Source organism: Hymenobacter cheonanensis (assembly GCF_030581075.1).
GTDB lineage: Bacteria > Bacteroidota > Bacteroidia > Cytophagales > Hymenobacteraceae > Hymenobacter.
Genome location: NZ_JAUQSW010000005.1, coordinates 121,396 through 141,017 on the forward strand (window position 1 = coordinate 121,396; position 19,622 = coordinate 141,017).

Consider the following 19,622-nt stretch of genomic DNA (forward strand, 5'->3'; position numbering starts at 1 on the left):
TCTCGTCTTAGCCGGCGGTTCGCCCGCCTTTGTCTATGTTCCTTTTTACTTTATCCCCCTTGCGCCGGTACTTGCCGGCGTTGCTTGCCTTGCTACCACTGCTGGCGCAGGCGCAGCTCAAGATTACGCAGGCTGCTACGCCAACTACTGAGAGTTTTGACGGCATGAATACCGCCGCCACAGTTGGGACGGCCGCGACACTACCCACCGGCTTTCAGCTAACGCCAACTGCTACTACGGCTGCCCCTACGCCCGTCTACGGCGCGTCCGGTAATACTACCGTAACAACCCAATCCACGACGTACAAAAACAACTTCACAACTGGGGGTAGCTACAATTTTGGCGATGGTGGCACCAACGCAGCAAGTGCCACCGACCGGGCCCTGGGCTTTCTGCCGAGCAGCGGAGCCGGGGCCGGGTTGCCACGCTCCATCTTGGTAGCTATTCAGAATACGACGAGCTCCTCGATACAGGACTTGCAAGTGAAGTTCGACCTGGAACAATACCGCATTGCCTCTGCGACCAATACCTACGCCTGGAGCTTCTTTTCTAGCACCGATGGCGCTGCCTGGACTAGTCGGCCTGACGGGGACCAGAGCTTTGCTGCAAACGCCGCCGCTTCCTCTAGCAATCCTATTTATTACTATCCCCCTAACGTTACCAACAAGGTTGTCACACTCTCTGGCGTGAACTTGGCGAGCGGCAGCACGCTGTACCTGCGCTGGACAATGTCAGGTAGCAGCAGCACCAGCGCCCAGGCCATCGGGCTCGACAATCTAGTGCTCACGCCTACGCTGGGCACTGGCGGTGGCGGTAGCACCACCCCGACAGCTAGCCTCAGCACCACAGCCAGCGCCTATGCCAGCCCCTATTGTGTTACAAGTAACGCTGGCAGCACTGCATTCAACGTGGCCTTTACCAGCAGCAATGTAGCTGCCGGCAGCACCTACGCCGCCCAACTCTCCGATGCCAGCGGTAGCTTCTCCACGGACTTAACCCAAAACCTTATCGGCTCGGGCAATAGCTCGCCCATCTCGGCCAGTATCCCCGCTGGCACACCCAGCGGCAGCGGCTACCGTATCCGCGTGGTCAGTGGCACGCTGGCCAGCGCCAATAACAACGGCACGGACATAGTCGTAACGCTGGCTCCCAGCACCAACCCAGTTACGCTCAACTCTACCGCCGCCCAGGTCTTCACGACCAATACCAGCGGTACGGCGCTGACTGCCAAGGCCAGCGTGGCCTCTACCTATGCCTGGTATTACGGCACCAGTACCGGTACCTACGCTACTGCCATCAGCGGGGCTACATCTGCCACCTACCAGCCTAAGGGCAGCGATTTCCCCGGTGCCGGCACGTACTACCTAGTAGCGCGGGCCACCAGCAACTGCGGCGCCGTGGTCGGCACCAGCGACCCGGTGCAGCTTACTATTTCCCCAGCTGCCACTGCCTTTACGTTGTCAGCTACCAGCCTGCCCGACTTCGGCAGCGTAGCCGTGGGCAGCACCTCGGCCGTTAAGTCATTCTCTGTCTCGGCTACTTCTCTCACCGGGCCGCTCGTTATCACACCCCCGGCAGGCTTCGAAATCCGTACCGGCGCCACGGCCTTCGCCTGCTGCGCCATCACGCTCACGCCCGATGCTAACGGCAATGTGCCCGCCACTACTATCGATGTGCGCTTTGCTCCCCTCGCGGCTCAGCCCTACAGCGCGCAGGTCGCTCTCACCACTAGCGGCCTGTCTGAGCAAGACGTGGCCGTGACGGGTACCGGTATCGCCCCGATTTACCCGGCCGCCGTGGCCAGCATCGCCCCCAGCAACGTGGGTAAAACCTCCGCCACAGCCGGCGGCACCGTGACCGACGAGGGCGGTAGCCCTGTCACCAGCCGCGGGGTAGTGTACGGCTTCGGACCCGACCCGACCGTGAGCAGCGGCTCGGTGGCAGCCGGCAGCGGCCTGGGCACCTTCACGACCCAACTCACGGGGCTGCTGCCCGACAGTGTTTACTACGTGCGTGCCTACGCCACCAACGCCTTGGGCACCAGCTACGGCGAGCAGTTTACGTTCACGACGCAGCCGCAGCCGCTCGATGCCGAGCCCACGACTCCGTCGATTATCGCCGTCAGCAACCAGCGTCCTACCCGCGTCCTGCTCACCTTCAGCGGTGGCCAGCCTGGCGTCAAGCATTTGGTGCTGGCCCGCCTCAACGGTCCCGTTGCTGTTAAGCCGCAGGATGCCACCGCCTACACGGCTAGCCCCGTTTTCGGCCAGGGGCAGCTGCTGGGCACCGCCTCCTACGTCGTACTGTCGGCCGCTCAGGACACGGTAACCATCAAAGGCCTGCGGCCCAACACGCCCTACTCGTTTGCCGTGTATGACTACCAGGATTTGAACGGTACGCCCTACGCTCAGAACTACCTGACTAGCGCGGCTGACTCGCTGACGCTCACCACCCCGGCGCTGCCCCCGACGCTGCTGCTGCGCGAAGACTTCGAGTACGCCGCCGGCACGGCCCTGACGGCCAACGGCTGGACAGCCCACAGCACGGGTAGCAATACGATTAACGTAGCCACGGGTAGCCTGACCTACGCAGGCTACAGCGACGGCAAGGGCAACTCGGCCGCGTTGCGCGCCAGCGGCGAGGACGTGAGCCGGCAGTTCACTACCGTTTACCCTCGCACGGCCGTGTACCTATCCTTCGTGGTGACCGTGAGTAGCGTTAACACCACGGGCGATTATTTCCTGCACCTGGGCCCCACTACGCTCAGTTCTAACTTCCGGCCCCGTGTCTTCGTGCGCCAGGCCGCCTCGGGCAATGCCATTCAGTTCGGTGTCAGCGACAACGGCGCGGCCGTTTATACCACTGCCACCTACTCGCTCAACACGCCTTACTTGCTATTGGTCAAATACAGCTTTGACGAAACCGGCAGCACGAGCGAACTCTACGTGAACCCGGACCCGAAAGGCAGCAGCGTCTATCGCGTGTCGGCCACGCCCGACGTAAGCGTGAGCGGCACCACGTCGCCTTCCGACATCGGTACGCTCGCCTTGCGGCAGGGCACCAGTTCGCCTGCCCTGGTAGTGGATGATATTCAGCTGGCCACGGCCTTCCCGCTCACCACGACTCCGCTGCCGGTTACGCTGACCCAGTTCACGGCTCAGGCCCAGGGCCGCGGTGTGCAGCTGGCCTGGCAAACGGCCAGCGAAGTGAACAGCGACCACTTCGTAGTGGAGCGCTCACTTGATGGGCGCACGTTCAGCCCGCTGCAAACCGTGCCCGCCGCGGGCAGCAGCAGCACGCCCCGCACGTATGCCGCCCTTGACACCCAGGCCCAGGCCACCGGTGCTACCCAGCTCTACTACCGCCTGCGGAGCGTGGACCATGATGGCACCAGCACGTACTCGTCCGTGCAGGCCGTAATGCTGGCGCCCGCCGCTAGTGGGCTGGCCCTATTCCCGAATCCCATAGCCGGCGGCGCGACCACGCTTATGGGTGCCAGTGCTGGCGCCCGCGTGCAGGTGCTCGACGCGCTGGGGCGCGTAGTTGCCACGGCTACCGCAGATGCAGCCGGCACGGCGCACCTGACGCTGCCGGCGGGTGTGGCCAGCGGCGTGTACGTCGTGCGCACCGGGGCCCAGGCGCTGCGTCTGCTAGTCAATTAAGCGGGCCCGCAACGCGCAGGCAAGAAGCCCCCGGCCGTATGGTCGGGGGCTTCTTTATAGTAGGGAAGTAATTAGTAACACTTTATGCACCTGCGTAAATTGGATGCCTGCGCTTCATGCTGGGTTACCACCAGCGTTCTTTGAGGCAGCAAACAAGGTGCTAGGGACGTAAGCCATTGAGTGGTCTTATGTTGCCTGAAGGAGAATAGCCCATACACGCCGTAGTTTGGCAATATGAAAGCTCGCCGTTGCCTACTGGCCTTGCTGCCGGCCGCTGCCCTTGCCTTTGGGACGCCTACCCCCAAGCCCCATCTGGCAGTTATCGCCTACTATGCAGGCGACGCCGCCGCCTTTCAGCAGTACCCTACCGAGAAGCTGACCCACATCATCTACAGCTTTCTGCACCTGCAAGGTACTCAGCTCGCCTTTGACAACGCACAGTCAGCCGCGACCGTGGCGGCGCTGGTAAAGCTAAAAGCGCAGCACCCGCAGCTAAAGGTGCTGCTCTCGCTCGGCGGCTGGACGGGCTGCCTCACCTGCTCACAGGTATTTTCTACCGAACAGGGTCGCGCTACTTTCGCCGCGTCGGTGAAAAAGGTGCTGGAGGCGACCCACACGGACGGCATTGACTTGGATTGGGAGTACCCCGCCATCGCCGGCCCACCCGGCCACCGCTTTGCGCCCGAGGACCGACACAATTTCACCCTGCTGGTTCAGACGCTGCGGGCTACGCTAGGCAGTCGATACGAAATCAGCTTCGCCGCCGGGGGCTTCCCAGCCTACTTGCGTCATTCTGTGGAGTGGCCAGCCGTGATGGCGGTAGTGGACCGGGTCAATCTGATGAGCTACGATTTGGTCAATGGCTACAGTACCCGCACGGGCCACCATACGCCCTTGTACTCGACGCCACCGCAGCAGGAGTCGGTGGACGATGGAGTGCGCTTTCTGGACTCGGTGGGAGTAGCTCCGGGCAAGATTGTCATCGGGGCCGCTTTCTACGCCCGCGTGTTCGGGCAGGTCTCTCCGGCCGCCAATGGCCTCTACCAAACCGGTAGTTTTCGGCGGGCAGTCAACTACCGGGACTTTGGCGACAGCTTGTCAGCGGCGCAGGGGTTCAGCCAGTACTGGGACAGCACGGCGCAGGCCCCATACGCCTATAATCCTCGTCGGCAGGAATTTGCCACGTTTGATGATGCGCGTTCCCTGCGGCTCAAGGCGCGCTACGCGCGGGCCAGGCACCTGGGCGGCGTGATGTTTTGGGAGTTGACGGGTGACGCACCACAACACGGGTTGCTGGACGACCTATACCAAGCAGCTCAGTAGAATACGTAGCCATAAACCATACTCTGCTCACCTTTTTACTCAATAGCACTTCATGCACCCGCGTAAACCGGATGCCTGGGCTTCGCGCTGAGTCATCACTAGCGTTTGGTAGGTGCAGCGGCGCATGGCCGAACAGTCCTCGCTGCTGTGGTACACCTCTGTGCGGCCGTTGCCACAGACGTAGACCTTGGGGCCAGCCGCAACCTTGGGACTAACCTTATGACTGGCCGTGGTTGGGCGGGGTGCCGAACTCGTGCTGCTGTAGGCGCTGCCCCCGGCCGCCTCCACGCTGGCCCAGTCCACGTTAGCCGTAACCTGATTTTGCTCCTCGACGAGGTAGTCGGTGCGCACGTAGCCCGTGTGGCCAGCTACCTGCACCTGACTCCAGCCATCTGGCCTTTCTGCTACCAACTGCAGGCGGCTGGCGCCGGCGATGATGGCACTGGCTTTAGCTGTCGCATCGGGCCGCGCGCGGAGCGTAAGCGAGGTGGCATTGACATAGCGGTATGCAAGACTGGTTTCGGTCTGGATTAGACTGTCAGAAGCAGTAGCCGTCTGGGCTGAACTCCACAATGGGAGCAGATAAGTAAGTAGTAGGAGTAAGATTCTAGGCATAGAGAAAAAGTAGAAATAGGGTGGATGATTTAAAGCAAAGTAAGTATAGGAACCTGTAAGAGTTAGCTCTCACAGGTCTGCGCTTTTATTACCCCCTGTTCTTGTTCGGCTGCTGGTGTAGCTTTCGGGCATGAAAAAGCTGTTGTTACTTGGAGGGCTACTGGTCATGGGCCTAGTGGGGAATAAGCAGGCGCTAGCACAGGCGCAACCCGACGAGCTGCGTCAGCGCATCGCCCGCCTTGATGCGGAGATGTTTGCGGCCTTCAACGCGCACGACATTCCCAAGCTCATGAGCTATTTCACCCCCAATCTGGAATTCTACCACGATAAAGGCGGGCTAGCCGGCTTCGCCCAAACGCAGCAGGGCTTCACGCAGGTTAGCAAGCAGTCGCCGGATATCCACCGCGAGCTGGTGCCAGGCAGCTTGGAGGTATATCCGGTGCCGGGCTACGGGGCTATTGAAGTGGGGGAGCATCGCTTTTGCCATCAGGAGAACGGCAAGCCCGATTGTGGCACGTTCAAGTTCACTATGCTTTGGCAGCAGCAGAAAGACGGGGCTTGGCGCGTGGCCCGCGTGGTCAGCTACGGGCACTAGCCTTTAGCACAGCCTTTTTTTAGGTAGCTTGGTAGCATGAAAATCCTGCTCGTCGCCCTGCTCTGCCTGCTCACCTTCACCTCGGCCCACGCGCAAGCCTGGCCCCGCAACCCGACCACGGGCAAGGTAGAGTTTAAGGGCACACTGCCCTGGCCAGCCAGTGCCAAAACTGAAGCCCAGCGGCGAGCACTGGTGCGGCGGTGGTATCTGGCGAAGTTGACCGATGAGACGCCGCAGGCAGTGGCCGAGAGCGCCCGTACGGTGGTAAGCCCGACATTACTAACTTACGCCGGACTGCCTATTGCTGTTGTAATTGGTAGTGACCGCTTACCAAATCACGCCACGCTCGCTTACATTATAGACCTTAAGCCGCTCCCTCGTGGGTTGAGCTTCCAATTAAGCGAGCTTCAGTTTAGCCGCGTCAACGATACGCACTTGGGCCCTGAGTTAGAACAAGTACTAACGGCCGACTCAGTTGCCGACCGCCCGGCCCTGGCGGCCCTACGCAGGCGGCTAGCCAGCGCGCTCGCCACCTGGTAGTATGCCCAGACGCAACAACGCCCCGACCTGACCGGCCGGGGCGTTGTTGTTTAAAGGGTAGCGAAGCCGCGGGCCTGCTCTATCCCAGCTAAATACTCCTGCTCCCGCATAATCTCATCATGAGAGCGAGGGCCGCCTCCGGTGGGCTTACGCTTTATCTCATCAGTATTATCGGCGGTCTTGGCCGCGTGGTCAGCAGCGCGTGCCGTGTTGTTAGCGGTAGCCTCGGTGTTGCCCACAAGCTGGGCTAAGTAGGCGTTGGTGCGCTGCTGCTGGCTAGCCAGCGCGCCCACGTCGGCGGCCGAGGCGTAGCCCCCGGCGGGCGCGCCGCCCCGGTTAAGGATGCCGCCCGCCTCCAGGTAGCTGGCCGGCGGGGGCTGGGTGTTGACTACGGTCGTGTAGGCGCTCATGGCCAGCGCGCGCATGTAGTCCGCCGGCCCCAGGGTGCGGGCCCGGCCCTCGGTGCGCAGCATCGCCAATACGGGGGCATTGCGGGCGCTCGCGTCCCGGGGCGTAATGGCCTCGCCGCCCTCGGCCTCGAAGCCAGGCACCCCAGCCACGGTGAACGGGATGCCGCCCTGCGCGTGGCGTGGGCCGCGCAGTACCCCGTCACTACCTAGCGCCCCGGTGCCGGCCTCGTACTTTACAGCGGTGGCCAGCGACTTGGCCGAAGCCACGGCGGCGGCGACGGCAGCCACCGCCGCGATAATGGCGGGGATATTGGCCGGGAAGGGTAAAGCTGCCGCGCCAGCCACGGCCGTAACGCCCGCATCTACCGCCTTAGCGGCGGCGGCTACGTTAGCGGCTAGCGTGGTCGCCGCTGAAAGTTCTAAGCCAATCTTTTGCAGGCGGTGCTGTTGGGCGAGTTGGGCTTTTTCTTCCCGCGCGGCGGCGGCCTTGGCGCCCGCAATCTTGCCGACCTCGGCCCGCTCTTTTTCTAGCTTTTCCAGGTAGTACTGGCGCGCCGCGCCCTGGCTATTGGCCAATTTGCTCTCGTCGCTGCTAATGGTGCTTTGCAGTTGGCTGAGCTGCTCGGTGGCCGCCTGCAAACGAGCCTGCGCATCGGTCAGGGCCTGCTGGTTTTGCTGCACGGCCGCGTCCAGGAAGGCGCTAGCCACCTGCTGGCCGGCTTGGTAGAGCTGGCCGAACGAGTCGGTGAAGGCCTGCTTTAACTCTTCAGCCTGTTTCTTGGCTTCCTCCGACGTGGTGGAGTCGACGCCAAAAAAGGCCTTAATGAGTTTCAGCCCAAGGTCAGGCCGTTGCTTGGCCAGGCTATCGGTGTAGACCTGGGTAGTGTAGTCGAGGCCGCCTTTTATAAAATCACGCTCGGCTTGCTTGCCCGCCTCTTCGATATCCTTGCCCTGCTGCTGCTGCTCCAGGCGCAGGGCCTTTTCCCGCGCGTTGTACTCGGCCTGCAGCACGAGCAGGGCTTGGTAGTCGGCCTCGCGCTGGGTGCGCTCCTTGGTCGAACTGTCCTTGTCGAGGCTCAGCAGCAACTCGGCCGTGCGCAGGCGCAGCCCCAACGTGTCTTTGCCCTCTTTTTCGAGCAGGGCAAGCTTGTTCTGGCTGGCCAGCAACTCGGCCTGCCGGCGCTTTTGGTCGAACTCCTGCGCGTGGGCATCTTTAAGCAGGGCAATCTTGTCGAGTTGCTGCTGAATGGCAGCTGCGTCCTGAGTGCCGGCTGCGCGTAGGTGGGCGAGCAGCTTTTCCTCTTGTTGTAATTGGAGCGCAAACGCATCCTCCCCTTTTTGCTGCTCCAAGGCAATTCGCCCCTCCAAAGCCGCTTGCCGGGCCGCAAACAGCTTCTCGTTTACTTCTTTTTCATGGGCAATCTTCAGGGCGGCAAGCACGCTCTGCTGGGCTTCAATCGCCACCTTTTCGGGCTGGGCCGCCGCTTGCAGGGTGCGCAGCTTCTGCTGCTCCAGGTCGAGCTGGGCCTGGTAGGCCTGCTTGCCGGCCGCCTGCTCCAGGCCCAGGATGCCATTGAGCCGGGCCAGCGTTTCGGCCTCGGCCTCCTCCTTGGCCTTTTTCTTCTGGGCCTTGTTGAAGGCCGCCAGCTCGGCCACGGCATCGCCGTAGGCTTTTTTCTCTTCCTCCGTGCCCTGCTTGAGTACGGCAATCTTTTGCTCCAACAACTGACGCTCCTGGGCCACGGTGTTGTAGCCGCCGGCCTGGTTGATTTTGAGCAGCCGCTCGTTTTGGTCAATCTGGGCCTGCAACTCCTGGCGGTGGGCGTCGGCTACTACCCCGGCCGCGCCCTGGCGGTAGGCCGTGGCTACGTCCTTGCCCGCCTGGCTGGCCGTGGCCGCCGCGCCCGCAAAGTCGAAGCTGGCCAAGTCCCACAGCACGGTGAGCAAGTCCTTGCCGCCCGCAATCATGGCCTCGAAGCCCCCCACTACCCCGGCCTTGAACTTGGTAAACGTGCTCTCCGAGCTACTCACCGTATCGCCGAATTGCACCCACAACGCAATCAGCGTACCCACGAGGGCCACCACCGCGCCGATGCCGGTGGAGATGAGCGCGGCGCGCGTGATTTTCGCGCCGGTGCTGGCGCCCTCGGCCGCCGTGAGCCAGGCCTTGCCGCTGGCTACGATGGATTTGACGAGGCTCAGGTTCTCGCCGTTGAGTAGCTTGCTAACGCCATCCACCGAGGCCAGCACGCCCGTGAGCTGCTGCATGCGCTGGGTGTATTCCTGGGCCGTGGCCGAGCTCAGGCCAAATACCTGCCCGAGCGTCGTAACCACGCCCACGGTGCCGGTCAGCGCGCCCGTCAGGATGCCGAACGCCTTAGCCTGGGCCTCGGGGTTGCTGGCCTGCAAGGCCTGGGCCAGCCCGCGCAGCTTGCTTTCCTGCTCGCCAATCTGCTGAATCTTGGCCGCCGCCTCGGCCGAGCCCTCCGTGAGGTGCTGCAATTCGGCCTTGAGCGCCTCCACCTCCTGCCCGATGGCCCCGAAGGTGCCGGGGGCAAACTCCTTGGCCGCCGCCTGCGCCGCGCCCTGGTACTGCTTGACGCTGGCGGCCAGCTCCTTCACCGTCGCCGCCTGCTGGCCCACGGCCGCGCCCGCCGCCTCGGCCGCCTGCTTGGCGGCCTGGTAGTCGATGCGGCTTTCCTGCACGATGGAGTTGAGCCGCTGCTGGGCAGTCACGTTCTTGTCGAGCGCGGCCGCCGCGCGCAGGGCCGCCTCGCCGGCCGGGGCCGCCTTCTGGGCCTGAATAAGTTGCTTCTGCTCGGCCGTGAGCGCGCGCAGGGCCTGGGTGTTCTCGTCGTAGACCTGCTTGGCTTCTTTGGCCTCCTGGTTGGCCGCCGCCGCGCGGTTCTTGAGCTCACCCAGCGCCTTACTGGCCGTGTCAAGCTGCTGCTGGCTTTGGCCTAGGTCTAGCTGAATCTGATAGATTTTAGTAGTCGTGCTCATCGGGCCTTAGCGTTTCGGGTGCTGCGTGAGTGCCGCGCTACGGCGGTGGTAGCAGAGGACGGTAAAAACGTTGCTAGCTGCCTCCGCACGAGCTTGAGCCAGCGTTTGGCCAGCCACCGCCCCATACTCCAGTAGAAGCCCCGTGGGGCCGAAGTCGGCGAAGTCGCCAGCCCCTGCTCCAGCGCGTGCACTACCTGCTCGACCAGGGGCCGAGCGGCCAAATACCTCTGGATAGGCAGGGCCAAGGGTAGCGCACGCAGCAAAAAAGACTGGATGGCGGGCCAGGCCAGGCGCATGGGCAATGTCTCGAAGGCCTGGGCCGCGTCGCGCACCGTCACGGCGCTCTGCGGCTGGCCGGCGGGGCAGTAGAGTACGGCCAGCAGTTGCGGGGCCACGCGCAGTGGGTTCCCCTCGCACCCTTGCAGGAAGGTGGAGAGGGCCTCCCACTGCCCGGCCGTCAAATCGTCAAAGGCCCCGGTGTGGGTGTAGGCCGTGCCGAGGTGGGTGAAGCTTGGCGCCGGCTCGCCAGCCGCCGGTAGCGGGCCGTCGAAGAGCCAGGGGGCGGCGTCGTAGATGGGCAGCAGCAGGCTCAGGCTGGCCAGGAAGGGCTCGGCCGTGGGCAGGCCCAACAGCGTGGCCAGGGCCTCACAGCCGGCGGGATTGGCGAAAGGGTGTACCGTGGGCGTGATGCCGGCGGGCACAGGCTGGGCAGCCAGGGCCAGGGCTACGTAGGGCGCCAGTGGCACCTCGGCCCAGCTTTCGGGCAGCTGCCCGGTGAGTACCTCCCCATCGGAGGCGGTTATCTTGAGTTGGTGCATAGAAGTCGAGAGCTAGGGTAAAAAAAGGGGGCGAGTAGTGGCGCGGCGCCAGGCCCGGCTTAGCCAACGCAGCATCAGGTGGGGACGCGCAGGCGGCGTGGCCGTGGCCGTGGCCTCCAATGCGTGGAGCGTCTGTCCAACCATTGGCCGCAGGGCGAGGTAGCGCGTTACGTCATTAGGTGCTAGGACTTCGGGCACGATGAATTGTAGTAGGAAGGGCCAGGCCAGGCTCATCGGCAAGTGCTCGAAGGACTGTGCGCCCGCCCGCATGTACTCGGCCGTGGGCGCTACCCCGTCGGGGGTGTAGAGCGTGGCCAGCAGCTGCGGCAGGCAGTGCAGCGGGTTACCATCGGTTTCGCGCAGATACCACAGCAGCACCCGCTCGCGGTTGGCGGCGGCCACCGGGCCGAGTTCGGCCGCCGAGGCGTAACGGTAGTGCGTGCCTAGGTGCGTGAAGCCGGTAACGAGCTCCTCGGCCAGGGGCAGCGGCCCGACGAACAGCCAGGGTGCGAGCTCGTAGAGGCTCAGCAGCCGACTTGCCCGACTGTAGAGCGGCTCGCCCGTGGGCAGGCCCAGCAGGTGGGCCAGGGCATTGCAGCCGGCCTCACTAATGTAGGCGTGCGCCGTGGGCGTGATACAAGCCGGCACTGGTCGGGCGGTGGCCACCAAGTCGACGTAGGGCCGAAACGGTACCTCGGCCCACGACTCGGGCAACTGGCCAGTGAGCAATTCACCGTCACTGGCTTCTACGTGAAGTGTACGCATGCTAAAGAGGTAAAAAGTGAGAAAAGTGGGGGTGGATAGGGCGGCCAGCACTCAGGTGCGCACCCACTGCTTTTTGATACCCTGCCGGCGGGCCAGTTCCTGCAGCTTAGGCAGGGCAATGCCGAGCTCGGCGGCGATTTGCGGCATGGTCTGGCGGCCATACTCGCGGCGCAGGTAGCGCACGGTAGCAGCCGCGTGGTGGAGGTAGGGGCGCGGCATGCTAGGCGGGGTCGGTGAGGTTGGCCCAGGCCTGCGCGAAGGTTTTGCGCAGCGCCGCCTTCATGCGTTCTACCCGGCGCCAGATGGGCGTATGCTGCACCTGGCCGAAGTGGGCGGCAATGTCCCGGTACGGCATGCCGTCGATGTGCAGGCGCAGCATAATGCGGTCGGCAAAGCTGAACTGGGCGCGCACTTCGGCCATGACCTGCTCGGCCAGCTCGGCCTGCGGGTCACTCGTGGGGGCAGCGCCCAGCCCAGTAGTGGGCTCGGCCAGCTGCCGATTAACGGCCTTGGCGGCCCACGGCGCGCTGCCTTCGTCATTGCGGCCAGCAGAGCCCGCCTCCAGCGCCTGGAAGTCCAGGCGTACCTCCCGGCCGGCTAGCTGGCTCTGCTTGCGGAATTGATTGCGCAGGCTGGTGTAGAGGTAAAACTGGTAGCGCTCGCCCGCGAAGCCGTTGCGCTGAATCGCATCGTGGCAGTTGAGCAGGGTCTGCTGGTAGAGGTCCATGCCGGCCTCGGGGCAGCCCGTGAGCTTGCGGGCCAGGGCCAGCAAGGGAACGCGGTGGCGGTCGGCGGCTTCGAGACAGGCAATAGCTTGGGCTTCGCGGGTAGCTAATGGTATCATTAACTCCCAAGTTGTCGCCTACTTAACGCAGCCGTTGTGGTAAGTGGTTTCTGGCTAGGCGGCGGCGGGTAGTCCGCCAGCCGCGGCGGGGCCGTGGGCTAGCGCGCCGTAGCACGTAGGCCCTGCCCAGCGAGGGGGCTAGTGCTCGGGCGGGTAACGCCACTGCGGGGCCCCGTTGAAGGCGCGCTTGCGGATGCCGTGGCGTCGGGCCAGGTCGAGCACCTTGCGCGGGTTATCGACGCCGAAGTACTCGGCTAGGCGTTTGAGGCTCTGCTGGGGGTAGTGTTTACGCAAATAGTCGATTTCGGCGGGGGTGTACATCCGGTACTTCATGCAGGGGCGGTAGCGGGGGGAGGGTGTGTGGGCGGTAAAAGGGTGGAGTGCGGGGAGAGCAGGCGCGGGGGGCAGCTGGCTCCCGCCCGTGCGTGGGGGTGTTGCAATGTGTTGCGTGGGGCCGGGCGGCAGGCCGGCGGGCGGGTGAGGTGGGTGCCCAAACTGCGGCGTTGGCTCTTTTTAGGGCGAGTCCGAAAAGTCCGATTTTGCGGAGGCTGGCCCTTTTTATAGGACTCGGAAAACTCGGATTTTGTAGGGTTGGCTCCTTTTTATAGGACTCCGAAAACTCCGATTTTATAGGTAGGCTTCACTGCCTGGTATCGGCAGTTGCCTGCTTTTTATAGGCGTCAGATTCGTCAGGTTTTCTAGCGGCTGGCCCTTTTTGTAGCGACTCAGATTACTCAGAGTTGAGGGCTACTATTGTCTACTGGCTGGCCTGGCTAGCCCACCGTTGAGCCCTTTTTTATAGAACTCCGAAAACTCCGATTTTATGTCAACAATTGTAAACAGGGGCTCGGGGACAATAGCGGGCTGGTTGAATTGGTAATCAGCAGGTTGTGGCAGAAAAGAGGCGGCGCGTTTGTCACAGGGAAAAGCGGCCGTTTTATGTCAAGAATTGTCAAGTGGGCAATACCCAGTAGCAGGGGGCTGCGTGGGCTGCTGCAGCTGGGCGCGCAGGCGGTTGACGTGGGCGCCTTCGCGCAGCAGTTCCTTAGCTAGGCGCTCGTTTTCGCGCTGCACCTCGGCTAGCTGCTGGCTGAGCACCACGGCCCGGTTGACTTGGGGCAGGCGATTGTAGGCGGCGGCCGCGCACAGCAGGGCGGCGAAGGCGGGGCTATCGGTGTCGACGGGCACCCCGGCGGCGAGTAGGGCTAGGCGGGCGTGGCGCAGGTGGTCGGGAATGATGAGCGGGGCGGGCATGAGGAGGTAGGGTAGGGGTGGAAAGTGGGGTCGGGCAGCGCGCCCACGGCCGCCAGCCGGCGCAGGTAGATTGCGTGGGCGGCGTGCTCGGCTAGGGTAGCCGCTGGGCCGGGCGGTAGGCTAGGCCGGCAGGCGGCGCAGCGGCAAGGCTTAGAAAGGGTCATCGTCGGCGGGAGTAGCGGGGAGCGTGATGGGCCGGCCGCCCGGATGCCAGCCCTTGGGCACCTCGTCAAAGGCGCTGGGGCTAGCCGTGCGCAGCAGCTGGGGTTGGTAGTCGGACGTGGCCAGGGTGGGGGCGGGTGTCGCTGACCCTGCGACGGGTAGCACGTTGGTACCGTGTTGGCTGTAGCGCTGCCGGGCTAGCACATCGAGCGGGGCATGGCCAAGCTTAGGGTCCAGGTAGCGCGAGCTTCCCCGCTCATAGTTCAGGCGTACACCCTCCTTGGGTGTCTTCATGCCCACGATACCCTCCTGCTTGATTTTGCGGGCGTAGAAGTCTACGGCCGTATCAGTGGGGTCGTCATCAGCGTAGGGCCGGTGCACCACGAGGAAGTTATCCACCTTGTTGGCCCACATGCGGCCCCCGCTTACGCTGTATTGGTCGGGCACGCGCAGGTTCATTTCCTTGTCTTTGGTGCGCGCATCACCTGACGGGTGGGCGCAAACCACCCCGCATTGGTGCAAGTCCTCAGTGAAGTCGAGTAGCTCATTAAGCTGGGCGCGCAGCATCTCATCTTCGCGCCCGCCGTACTCGCGCAGGTTGCTGGCCAGCGCGTTCCAGGGGTCGATGAGGTAACCCTGCAAGTCGAAGGTGCTGATTGCGTGGCGCAGCACCGGCAGCAGTTCACTGAGTGTGGCGGCCTTGCGCGGGTCGATGAGATGAAAGTGCCCCAGCACCCAGCGCGCCGCATCCTCGTACTGGCCGAAGCTCATGCGGCGCGGGCTTTTGAAGTTGGCGCTCTGCCCAACGTAGCTCTGCACGAGTTTGGTAATGATGCGGCGGGCAGGCATATTCTCAGGCACGTAGAGCGCCCACTTCCAGCCCTCGTAGACGCTTTTGGTGAGCATGAGCTGGAGCATCAGTTCGCTTTTGCCGTGGCCAGGCCAGCCCGTAACTACCGTTACTTCGTCGGGTAGCCAGGACCAATAAGGCGTGAGGGAGGGAAAGTGCGTGGGCCGGCCGTTGGGGTCCTCGTTATCCCAGGCGTGTTTCATCTCCGTCCACACGGCCTCGGCGGTCAGTAGAGCCTCGGTTGCGGGGGGCAGTGGGGCGTAGGCAGGGGCGGCCTGTAGGCTGGCCTGTGTGGTAAAGCGTTGCAGATTAGGCGGCATGGGGCAGGCGTAGGACGGAAGAGGTAGGGGAAAGCGCAGCCACCTCCTCGGGGGTGGCCAGTAGCAGGCCCAAGCGCACGAGGTGACGTTCGTAGGCCGGCAAGGCGCGCCCCCGACTCGGTGGCTGGGTGAGCACGGGCGCGCTTGGTGAGCAAAAGCGTTCCAGAAGGGTGAGGGCTAGGCCTTGCCAGTCGATTTGCAGGGCCTGCTCCAACGGCCGGGGTTGGGTATAGGCTAGCAGTTGGTGTAGCTGCTGATTAAGAGCGGCCACGTTGGCGCGGTGCACGCCTAGCTCCTGCTGCACCTGCGTATCGTAGGCCGCGACCGCATCCAAGGCGGCGCGTAGCATCTGCATGTGCTGAAATTGGTAGTCCGAGAGTTCAGGCCGGGCCAGCGCTTTCTCGCACGAGACGAACAGCGGCAACAAGGCTTGCTCCAGCGCATGGCCGGCGGCCTCGGTGGCCGCCTCCACGGGGGCCGGGTCTTGCGCGGGCAGCAGTAGGGGGAGCGGGGAGGTAGGCATGCGCGGTTAGTGATTGGAAGCCTGGCCGGCCTGCTGCAGGCGGGCCAGGTATTGAGCGTGGGTTAGATTGCTGTCGAGGCCGAACAGGGCGGCCGGGTCGTAGCTGGACGGGGCGTTAGGCGTTGGGGCCGGCGGGCGGCGCTCCTGCTCGGCCTGCCATTTGGCGTAGGCCTCGGGCGTGCTGTCGTACTCCAGTCCTGACCAATCATGCGCGATTGCCCGCTCCATCATTTTGAGCGCAAATCCTTCCTGGTACTTACCCAGCGTGGTTAGTAATCGCCGCAGGGCTGTTACTGGCTTTTTGCGCTGTTTAGGGCCAGCAGCAAACTCGGCCCACAACTTGGTAAATTCAGGGCTTGGGTGGGGCAGCACCAAGGCCGCTATCTGCTCGGCAAGCGCCGCTGGCTTTTTAGCTTTTTTACCCGCTTCCTTTTTTTTAGAAATCAAAGGCGAGGTGGCGGCGCTAGCCGCGTCTACTCCTGCCTTTTCTTTATCTATATTAAGGGTGTCAAAATTTGATGGGTTCTTTGATGGGTTTAGCTGCTCAAAGGCATCAGATTTTGACGAGTTTACTGAATCCTGAACCGTAAACCCATCAAATTTTGACGGGATAGCTGACGGTAACCCATCAAAATTTGATGGGTTTAGCTGCTCAAAGGCATCAGATTTTGACGAGTTTACTGAATCCTGAACCGTAAACCCATCAAATTTTGACGGGATAGCTGACGGTAACCCATCAAAATTTGATGGGTTTAGCTGCTCAAAGGCATCAGATTTTGACGAGTTTAAGAGCCGGTAGGTTGTGGCCGCGTTTCGTCCGGTTCCGCCTGTTGTTATAGCCAGTAGCTCACGCGAAACCAACTGCGCCCGGCAGTCCTTCATCGTATTAATGGCGAAACCGCACACGGCCGCTATGTAGGGGTCAGACTTGGCAAACTCAACTGGCCAGCCAGCCAGATTAGCTAGGTGCAGCAGCTTCAGGTATAGCCGGGTGGTGTTGCCCGAGAACGCCTGCGCGTGGTCGCACTTCTCAAATAGTACGATGTAATCCAGGTAGCTCATCATGGGCGCGTAGTAGCCGCGAAGGGCATGATAGGGCCGGCGCCGTAGCGCTGGTGCATGGTGGCCACGATGCGGCGCACCTGCTCAATCAGGGCCGTAGGGTCGGGCGGTGGGGGCAACGCCGCGTGCCGGGCGTAGAGATTGAGCACGGGGGCGGTGGCCTGCTGGCCTTGCGCTAGCCCGGCCTTATGCCCCCGCACCCAGCCGAGGCGGTAGAGCGGGTCGGCTTCGCGGTAGGCCAGAAGCTGGGCGGGCGTCAGGCGCAGAATGTCTATGTCTACCGGGGGTAGACAGGCCCGCACGGCCTGCTCGTACTGACCTAGTGCCTTCAGCAGCCCCCCAAGGGCCGGTGCTTGAGGCCCCTGCGTGGCGGCGAGCTGCTGCAACTCGGCGCGTAGACTCTGGCTTGCCAGGTTCAGGCGCGCGGTGGCACTAGCGCTACTCACGGGCCCCTCCTTCCTGCTCCGTCGATAGGGATGCCGCCCCTACCTGCTCTACCCAGTCCAGTGCCCGGCGGTAGGTGCACGCATCGCGGGTGCTAGGCTCATTGGCTAGCCCAGCCCGCAGCACGTCCGCCACGTAACCAAAATCCAACAGGCCTAGCGGCCGCTTGGGCGTAGTCAATAGGTACTCGGCTAGCCAGGCGCCGACCTTGTAGAGAGGTAGCGGGCAAAGCTGAGGCAGGAACCATCGGGGGAAAGACGGATGCCAGAGAATATTGCCGCCGGGCGCCGGGGCGCAGCCCAGGCCGGTGGGTGTTTCGTCCGTTGGTGCCGCCGCGGCGGCTAGTGCAACAGCAGCGGCGCTACGCTGGGATAATACTGCGTTGGATAGGCGTAGGCACGAGATAGTGTGCGCCGCAAGGGGCTGAGCAGGGAATGGAGTGGCGGACATAGGAAAAGTGATAAGCAGTTGGGACAGCAGGGCGGCGGGCTAGGTTTGTGGCAACTCGGCCGGGGTGATGCCGCAGCGCAGCATGGCAGCAAAGGCAGCCGTGAGGGTAGCGGGCACATCGGCCGCGGTGAGTTGCTCCAGGGTATGGCCACGGGCTACCTGCTCATCTAAAAAGCCGGCGGTTGCGGCCTTAGCAGGCTCCAAGCGGCGCAGCACCTGGCGGCCCGAGAGCGAGCGCACGCGCAGGCCCCGCGCTACCGCATCGCGCACGTACTGGCTGGGCGTGCGGGCTGTGAGGCACTTCATCACGCCCCGGTGGTGCGCCATGATGTCGCGCGGGTCGCCGTTGAGTCGGAACAGGCGGCCGGCCGTGGCCTTGACCTGTTGCACCTGCACGGCGGGCTTGGTGAAGTCAGGCAGGGGCACCGTGGGTGGCGGCGTGCGCAACTGGGCCTCCATCCGGTCGAACTGTTCGATGTAGCCCTGCCGGAACTCGGCGGCCTTCTTGCCGATGAAGCCCAGCACGAGAAAGGTGAAGCCGGCGCGCGTCATGACGACCTGCCGCTGCTTCTTGCCTCGGCTATCGGTGTAAGTTGACGGCGCCAGGTTAAGCCGCGAAAACTCGGCATCGCATTCTAACTTGTCGAGCGCCTTAAGCACCGACTTATGCGAGCGGCCGAAGGCCTTGGCCACCCGGCGCGAGTCGGTCACCGGGTTGCCTTTTTTGGAGGAATAAACTAGGATACTCATTGGCCCGACTGGTTAGGCAGCAGCGCTTAGGGCCGGGGCGGCTTCGCTGGGCGGGGGGGCAGCCTGGGTGGCCAGCAGGGCCGCGCCCGCCTGCTCCACCCAGGCTAAGGCGCGAGCCAGGCGCAGGGCAGCTAGTGGTGTGGGGTTGTCGGCCAAGGCTTCGGCCAGCAGGTCGCGCAGGTAGCCATAATCAATGAGGTCCAGCGGGCGGCCCTGGTTGTAGTAGCTAGCCAGCTTTTGGTGTATCACGGCTACTTCCACTAGCGAAGTCCCCCCAATTGAAGCCACGTACTCATCGGCAAAAGCGGGGTGCCACATGATTTCGCGGCCGTAGCGCCCATCCGGCCGGTTGTACTGCGCCTGCATCTGCTCTTGCAAGTCCTCGGCCGCATCAATGCGGCGGTGGTACTCGTCGTGAGGCAGTCCGTAGCATGAAACGGCGGGGACAACTGTATGTAGCAAGGTGGCTACGGGAGGCGTGTAGAGAGCGGAAATTTGGGCAGCGTTCATTAGGTGAGGTGGGGTGAAAAATGAAGGCAAAGGCGTGGCCAGACTATGCGAAATAGCCGAGGTAAAAGCCAGGAAATGAAGGGTTATTAGTTGGGCGGCATATCGCCCAGGTACTCGCGAACGGCGCGCTCGCTCACGCGATAGTTTTTCTTGCCGGCGCAGGTGTAGCGCAGCTGGCCGGTGCGCAGCAGCTCGTAGGCTGAGCGCTCGCTGATGTCGAGGCGCGAAGTGAGCAGCCCATCGTGGGGGCGGGCAGGGTCGGGCTCCCCACTCAGGCGGTACACCACCGAGAGAGCAGCCTGCTCGGCCTCGGCGGCCAGGCGGTCACGCTGCTGAGCTTCGAGGATGCGCGCCGTGGTGGCAGCGTCCTCGAACTGTAGTAGGCCGTTGGCAGTGGTGAAGGTGACCATAGCAGCAGGCTCTAGGCGGCGTTAGGAATGGTGGCCAGCGTCTGAGCGGCCTCAATTGCGCCAGAATCTTTAGCCATACGCAATGCCTCTTGCACGGCGGCATGAGTTTAAGTGCTAAACTGACAGCCTGTTGAGTAATGCCTAGCTTTTCTGCAATTTTTTTGACTCCTCCATGAGGAACAATGGAGCGAATATTCCGACCTGCTGCTTTCATATGCATGCTTTTTACTTACATTTGCGTTCATTCAGCTTTACAACTCAAATGTAAAGTAAAATGTTTCGCTTGTCAAGTAAAATGCATTGTAATTCTAG

21 protein-coding genes are annotated in these 19,622 nt (G+C 63.0%); 4 read left to right on the forward strand and 17 right to left on the reverse strand.

What is annotated here, in order from left to right; all coding sequences use genetic code 11:
- Positions 1 to 89 precede the first annotated feature (89 nt).
- Both Q5H89_RS11475 and Q5H89_RS11480 read left to right on the forward strand, forming a co-directional pair.
- Entirely contained in the window at positions 90 to 3,662 is a 3,573-nt protein-coding gene (locus tag Q5H89_RS11475; protein WP_305019459.1) for a T9SS type A sorting domain-containing protein, read from the forward strand.
- A gap of 234 nt (positions 3,663 to 3,896) precedes the next feature.
- Positions 3,897 to 4,985 carry a glycoside hydrolase family 18 protein gene (locus tag Q5H89_RS11480; RefSeq protein WP_305019460.1) on the forward strand — a complete coding sequence of 363 codons (1,089 nt, stop codon included), beginning with the start codon at positions 3,897 to 3,899 and terminating at the stop codon, positions 4,983 to 4,985.
- Between the two features lie 39 nt (positions 4,986 to 5,024).
- Here Q5H89_RS11480 and Q5H89_RS11485 read toward each other — a convergent pair whose 3' ends face one another.
- Complete coding sequence (locus Q5H89_RS11485) at positions 5,025 to 5,600, reverse strand: SH3 domain-containing protein (RefSeq protein WP_305019461.1); 576 nt, start codon at positions 5,598 to 5,600, stop codon at positions 5,025 to 5,027.
- Positions 5,601 to 5,730: 130 nt separating this feature from the next.
- Here Q5H89_RS11485 and Q5H89_RS11490 point away from each other — a divergent pair, with 130 nt between their 5' ends.
- Together Q5H89_RS11490 and Q5H89_RS11495 are read left to right on the forward strand one after the other, a co-directional pair.
- The gene (locus Q5H89_RS11490) at positions 5,731 to 6,195 is read left to right on the forward strand and encodes a nuclear transport factor 2 family protein (protein WP_305019462.1); all 465 of its coding nucleotides are present in this window, start codon (positions 5,731 to 5,733) and stop codon (positions 6,193 to 6,195) included.
- A 36-nt stretch (positions 6,196 to 6,231) separates the two neighbouring features.
- Positions 6,232 to 6,735, forward strand: coding sequence for a hypothetical protein (locus tag Q5H89_RS11495; RefSeq protein ID WP_305019463.1), 504 nt, complete (start codon positions 6,232 to 6,234; stop codon positions 6,733 to 6,735).
- Positions 6,736 to 6,785: 50 nt separating this feature from the next.
- Here the strand turns inward: Q5H89_RS11495 and Q5H89_RS11500 are convergent, their stop codons facing one another.
- The 16 genes from Q5H89_RS11500 to Q5H89_RS11575 form a co-directional block, all read right to left on the reverse strand.
- Positions 6,786 to 10,148, reverse strand: coding sequence for a hypothetical protein (locus tag Q5H89_RS11500; RefSeq protein WP_305019464.1), 3,363 nt, complete (start codon positions 10,146 to 10,148; stop codon positions 6,786 to 6,788).
- Positions 10,145 to 10,966, reverse strand: a complete 822-nt coding sequence (locus tag Q5H89_RS11505) for a hypothetical protein (RefSeq protein WP_305019465.1) — start codon at positions 10,964 to 10,966, stop codon at positions 10,145 to 10,147. Before Q5H89_RS11505 ends, Q5H89_RS11500 begins: the two co-directional genes overlap by 4 nt.
- A 12-nt stretch (positions 10,967 to 10,978) precedes the next feature.
- Positions 10,979 to 11,731, reverse strand: coding sequence for a hypothetical protein (locus Q5H89_RS11510; RefSeq protein WP_305019466.1), 753 nt, complete (start codon positions 11,729 to 11,731; stop codon positions 10,979 to 10,981).
- 51 nt (positions 11,732 to 11,782) lie between these two features.
- Positions 11,783 to 11,950, reverse strand: a complete 168-nt coding sequence (locus Q5H89_RS11515; RefSeq protein WP_305019467.1) for a hypothetical protein — start codon at positions 11,948 to 11,950, stop codon at positions 11,783 to 11,785.
- A 1-nt stretch (position 11,951) separates the two neighbouring features.
- On the reverse strand, positions 11,952 to 12,575 hold the full coding sequence (locus tag Q5H89_RS11520) for a sigma factor (protein ID WP_305019468.1): 624 nt from the start codon (positions 12,573 to 12,575) through the stop codon (positions 11,952 to 11,954).
- A 138-nt stretch (positions 12,576 to 12,713) separates the two neighbouring features.
- Positions 12,714 to 12,908, reverse strand: coding sequence for a hypothetical protein (locus Q5H89_RS11525; protein WP_305019469.1), 195 nt, complete (start codon positions 12,906 to 12,908; stop codon positions 12,714 to 12,716).
- 609 nt (positions 12,909 to 13,517) lie between these two features.
- The gene (locus tag Q5H89_RS11530) at positions 13,518 to 13,829 is read right to left on the reverse strand and encodes a hypothetical protein (RefSeq protein WP_305019470.1); all 312 of its coding nucleotides are present in this window, start codon (positions 13,827 to 13,829) and stop codon (positions 13,518 to 13,520) included.
- Complete coding sequence (locus tag Q5H89_RS11535; RefSeq protein WP_305019471.1) at positions 13,781 to 13,993, reverse strand: hypothetical protein; 213 nt, start codon at positions 13,991 to 13,993, stop codon at positions 13,781 to 13,783. The genes Q5H89_RS11530 and Q5H89_RS11535 overlap by 49 nt, the downstream gene beginning before the upstream one ends.
- Complete coding sequence (locus Q5H89_RS11540) at positions 13,980 to 15,161, reverse strand: hypothetical protein (protein WP_305019472.1); 1,182 nt, start codon at positions 15,159 to 15,161, stop codon at positions 13,980 to 13,982. Before Q5H89_RS11540 ends, Q5H89_RS11535 begins: the two co-directional genes overlap by 14 nt.
- On the reverse strand, positions 15,151 to 15,684 hold the full coding sequence (locus tag Q5H89_RS11545; protein WP_305019473.1) for a hypothetical protein: 534 nt from the start codon (positions 15,682 to 15,684) through the stop codon (positions 15,151 to 15,153). The genes Q5H89_RS11540 and Q5H89_RS11545 overlap by 11 nt, the downstream gene beginning before the upstream one ends.
- A 6-nt stretch (positions 15,685 to 15,690) precedes the next feature.
- Complete coding sequence (locus tag Q5H89_RS11550) at positions 15,691 to 16,746, reverse strand: hypothetical protein (protein WP_305019474.1); 1,056 nt, start codon at positions 16,744 to 16,746, stop codon at positions 15,691 to 15,693.
- Entirely contained in the window at positions 16,746 to 17,192 is a 447-nt protein-coding gene (locus Q5H89_RS11555) for a hypothetical protein (RefSeq protein ID WP_305019475.1), read from the reverse strand. The genes Q5H89_RS11550 and Q5H89_RS11555 overlap by 1 nt, the downstream gene beginning before the upstream one ends.
- Complete coding sequence (locus tag Q5H89_RS11560) at positions 17,185 to 17,370, reverse strand: hypothetical protein (RefSeq protein ID WP_305019476.1); 186 nt, start codon at positions 17,368 to 17,370, stop codon at positions 17,185 to 17,187. The genes Q5H89_RS11555 and Q5H89_RS11560 overlap by 8 nt, the downstream gene beginning before the upstream one ends.
- A 309-nt stretch (positions 17,371 to 17,679) precedes the next feature.
- Positions 17,680 to 18,390 carry a Rha family transcriptional regulator gene (locus Q5H89_RS11565; RefSeq protein ID WP_305019477.1) on the reverse strand — a complete coding sequence of 237 codons (711 nt, stop codon included), beginning with the start codon at positions 18,388 to 18,390 and terminating at the stop codon, positions 17,680 to 17,682.
- A gap of 12 nt (positions 18,391 to 18,402) precedes the next feature.
- The gene (locus tag Q5H89_RS11570) at positions 18,403 to 18,900 is read right to left on the reverse strand and encodes a hypothetical protein (protein WP_305019478.1); all 498 of its coding nucleotides are present in this window, start codon (positions 18,898 to 18,900) and stop codon (positions 18,403 to 18,405) included.
- A gap of 86 nt (positions 18,901 to 18,986) precedes the next feature.
- Positions 18,987 to 19,310, reverse strand: coding sequence for a hypothetical protein (locus Q5H89_RS11575; protein ID WP_305019479.1), 324 nt, complete (start codon positions 19,308 to 19,310; stop codon positions 18,987 to 18,989).
- Positions 19,311 to 19,622: the final 312 nt, after the last annotated feature.

What these genes read in the sequence shown, in the direction of transcription:
- Q5H89_RS11480 (WP_305019460.1), top strand. Translation starts at nt 3,897, where the DNA reads ATGAAAGCTCGCCGTTGCCTACTGGCCTTGCTGCCGGCCGCTGCCCTT.
- Q5H89_RS11485 (WP_305019461.1), bottom strand. Translation starts at nt 5,600, where the DNA reads ATGCCTAGAATCTTACTCCTACTACTTACTTATCTGCTCCCATTGTGG.
- Q5H89_RS11490 (WP_305019462.1), top strand. Translation starts at nt 5,731, where the DNA reads ATGAAAAAGCTGTTGTTACTTGGAGGGCTACTGGTCATGGGCCTAGTG.
- Q5H89_RS11495 (WP_305019463.1), top strand. Translation starts at nt 6,232, where the DNA reads ATGAAAATCCTGCTCGTCGCCCTGCTCTGCCTGCTCACCTTCACCTCG.
- Q5H89_RS11500 (WP_305019464.1), bottom strand. Translation starts at nt 10,148, where the DNA reads ATGAGCACGACTACTAAAATCTATCAGATTCAGCTAGACCTAGGCCAA.
- Q5H89_RS11505 (WP_305019465.1), bottom strand. Translation starts at nt 10,966, where the DNA reads ATGCACCAACTCAAGATAACCGCCTCCGATGGGGAGGTACTCACCGGG.
- Q5H89_RS11510 (WP_305019466.1), bottom strand. Translation starts at nt 11,731, where the DNA reads ATGCGTACACTTCACGTAGAAGCCAGTGACGGTGAATTGCTCACTGGC.
- Q5H89_RS11515 (WP_305019467.1), bottom strand. Translation starts at nt 11,950, where the DNA reads ATGCCGCGCCCCTACCTCCACCACGCGGCTGCTACCGTGCGCTACCTG.
- Q5H89_RS11520 (WP_305019468.1), bottom strand. Translation starts at nt 12,575, where the DNA reads ATGATACCATTAGCTACCCGCGAAGCCCAAGCTATTGCCTGTCTCGAA.
- Q5H89_RS11525 (WP_305019469.1), bottom strand. Translation starts at nt 12,908, where the DNA reads ATGAAGTACCGGATGTACACCCCCGCCGAAATCGACTATTTGCGTAAA.
- Q5H89_RS11530 (WP_305019470.1), bottom strand. Translation starts at nt 13,829, where the DNA reads ATGCCCGCCCCGCTCATCATTCCCGACCACCTGCGCCACGCCCGCCTA.
- Q5H89_RS11535 (WP_305019471.1), bottom strand. Translation starts at nt 13,993, where the DNA reads ATGACCCTTTCTAAGCCTTGCCGCTGCGCCGCCTGCCGGCCTAGCCTA.
- Q5H89_RS11540 (WP_305019472.1), bottom strand. Translation starts at nt 15,161, where the DNA reads ATGCCGCCTAATCTGCAACGCTTTACCACACAGGCCAGCCTACAGGCC.
- Q5H89_RS11545 (WP_305019473.1), bottom strand. Translation starts at nt 15,684, where the DNA reads ATGCCTACCTCCCCGCTCCCCCTACTGCTGCCCGCGCAAGACCCGGCC.
- Q5H89_RS11550 (WP_305019474.1), bottom strand. Translation starts at nt 16,746, where the DNA reads ATGAGCTACCTGGATTACATCGTACTATTTGAGAAGTGCGACCACGCG.
- Q5H89_RS11565 (WP_305019477.1), bottom strand. Translation starts at nt 18,390, where the DNA reads ATGAGTATCCTAGTTTATTCCTCCAAAAAAGGCAACCCGGTGACCGAC.
- Q5H89_RS11570 (WP_305019478.1), bottom strand. Translation starts at nt 18,900, where the DNA reads ATGAACGCTGCCCAAATTTCCGCTCTCTACACGCCTCCCGTAGCCACC.
- Q5H89_RS11575 (WP_305019479.1), bottom strand. Translation starts at nt 19,310, where the DNA reads ATGGTCACCTTCACCACTGCCAACGGCCTACTACAGTTCGAGGACGCT.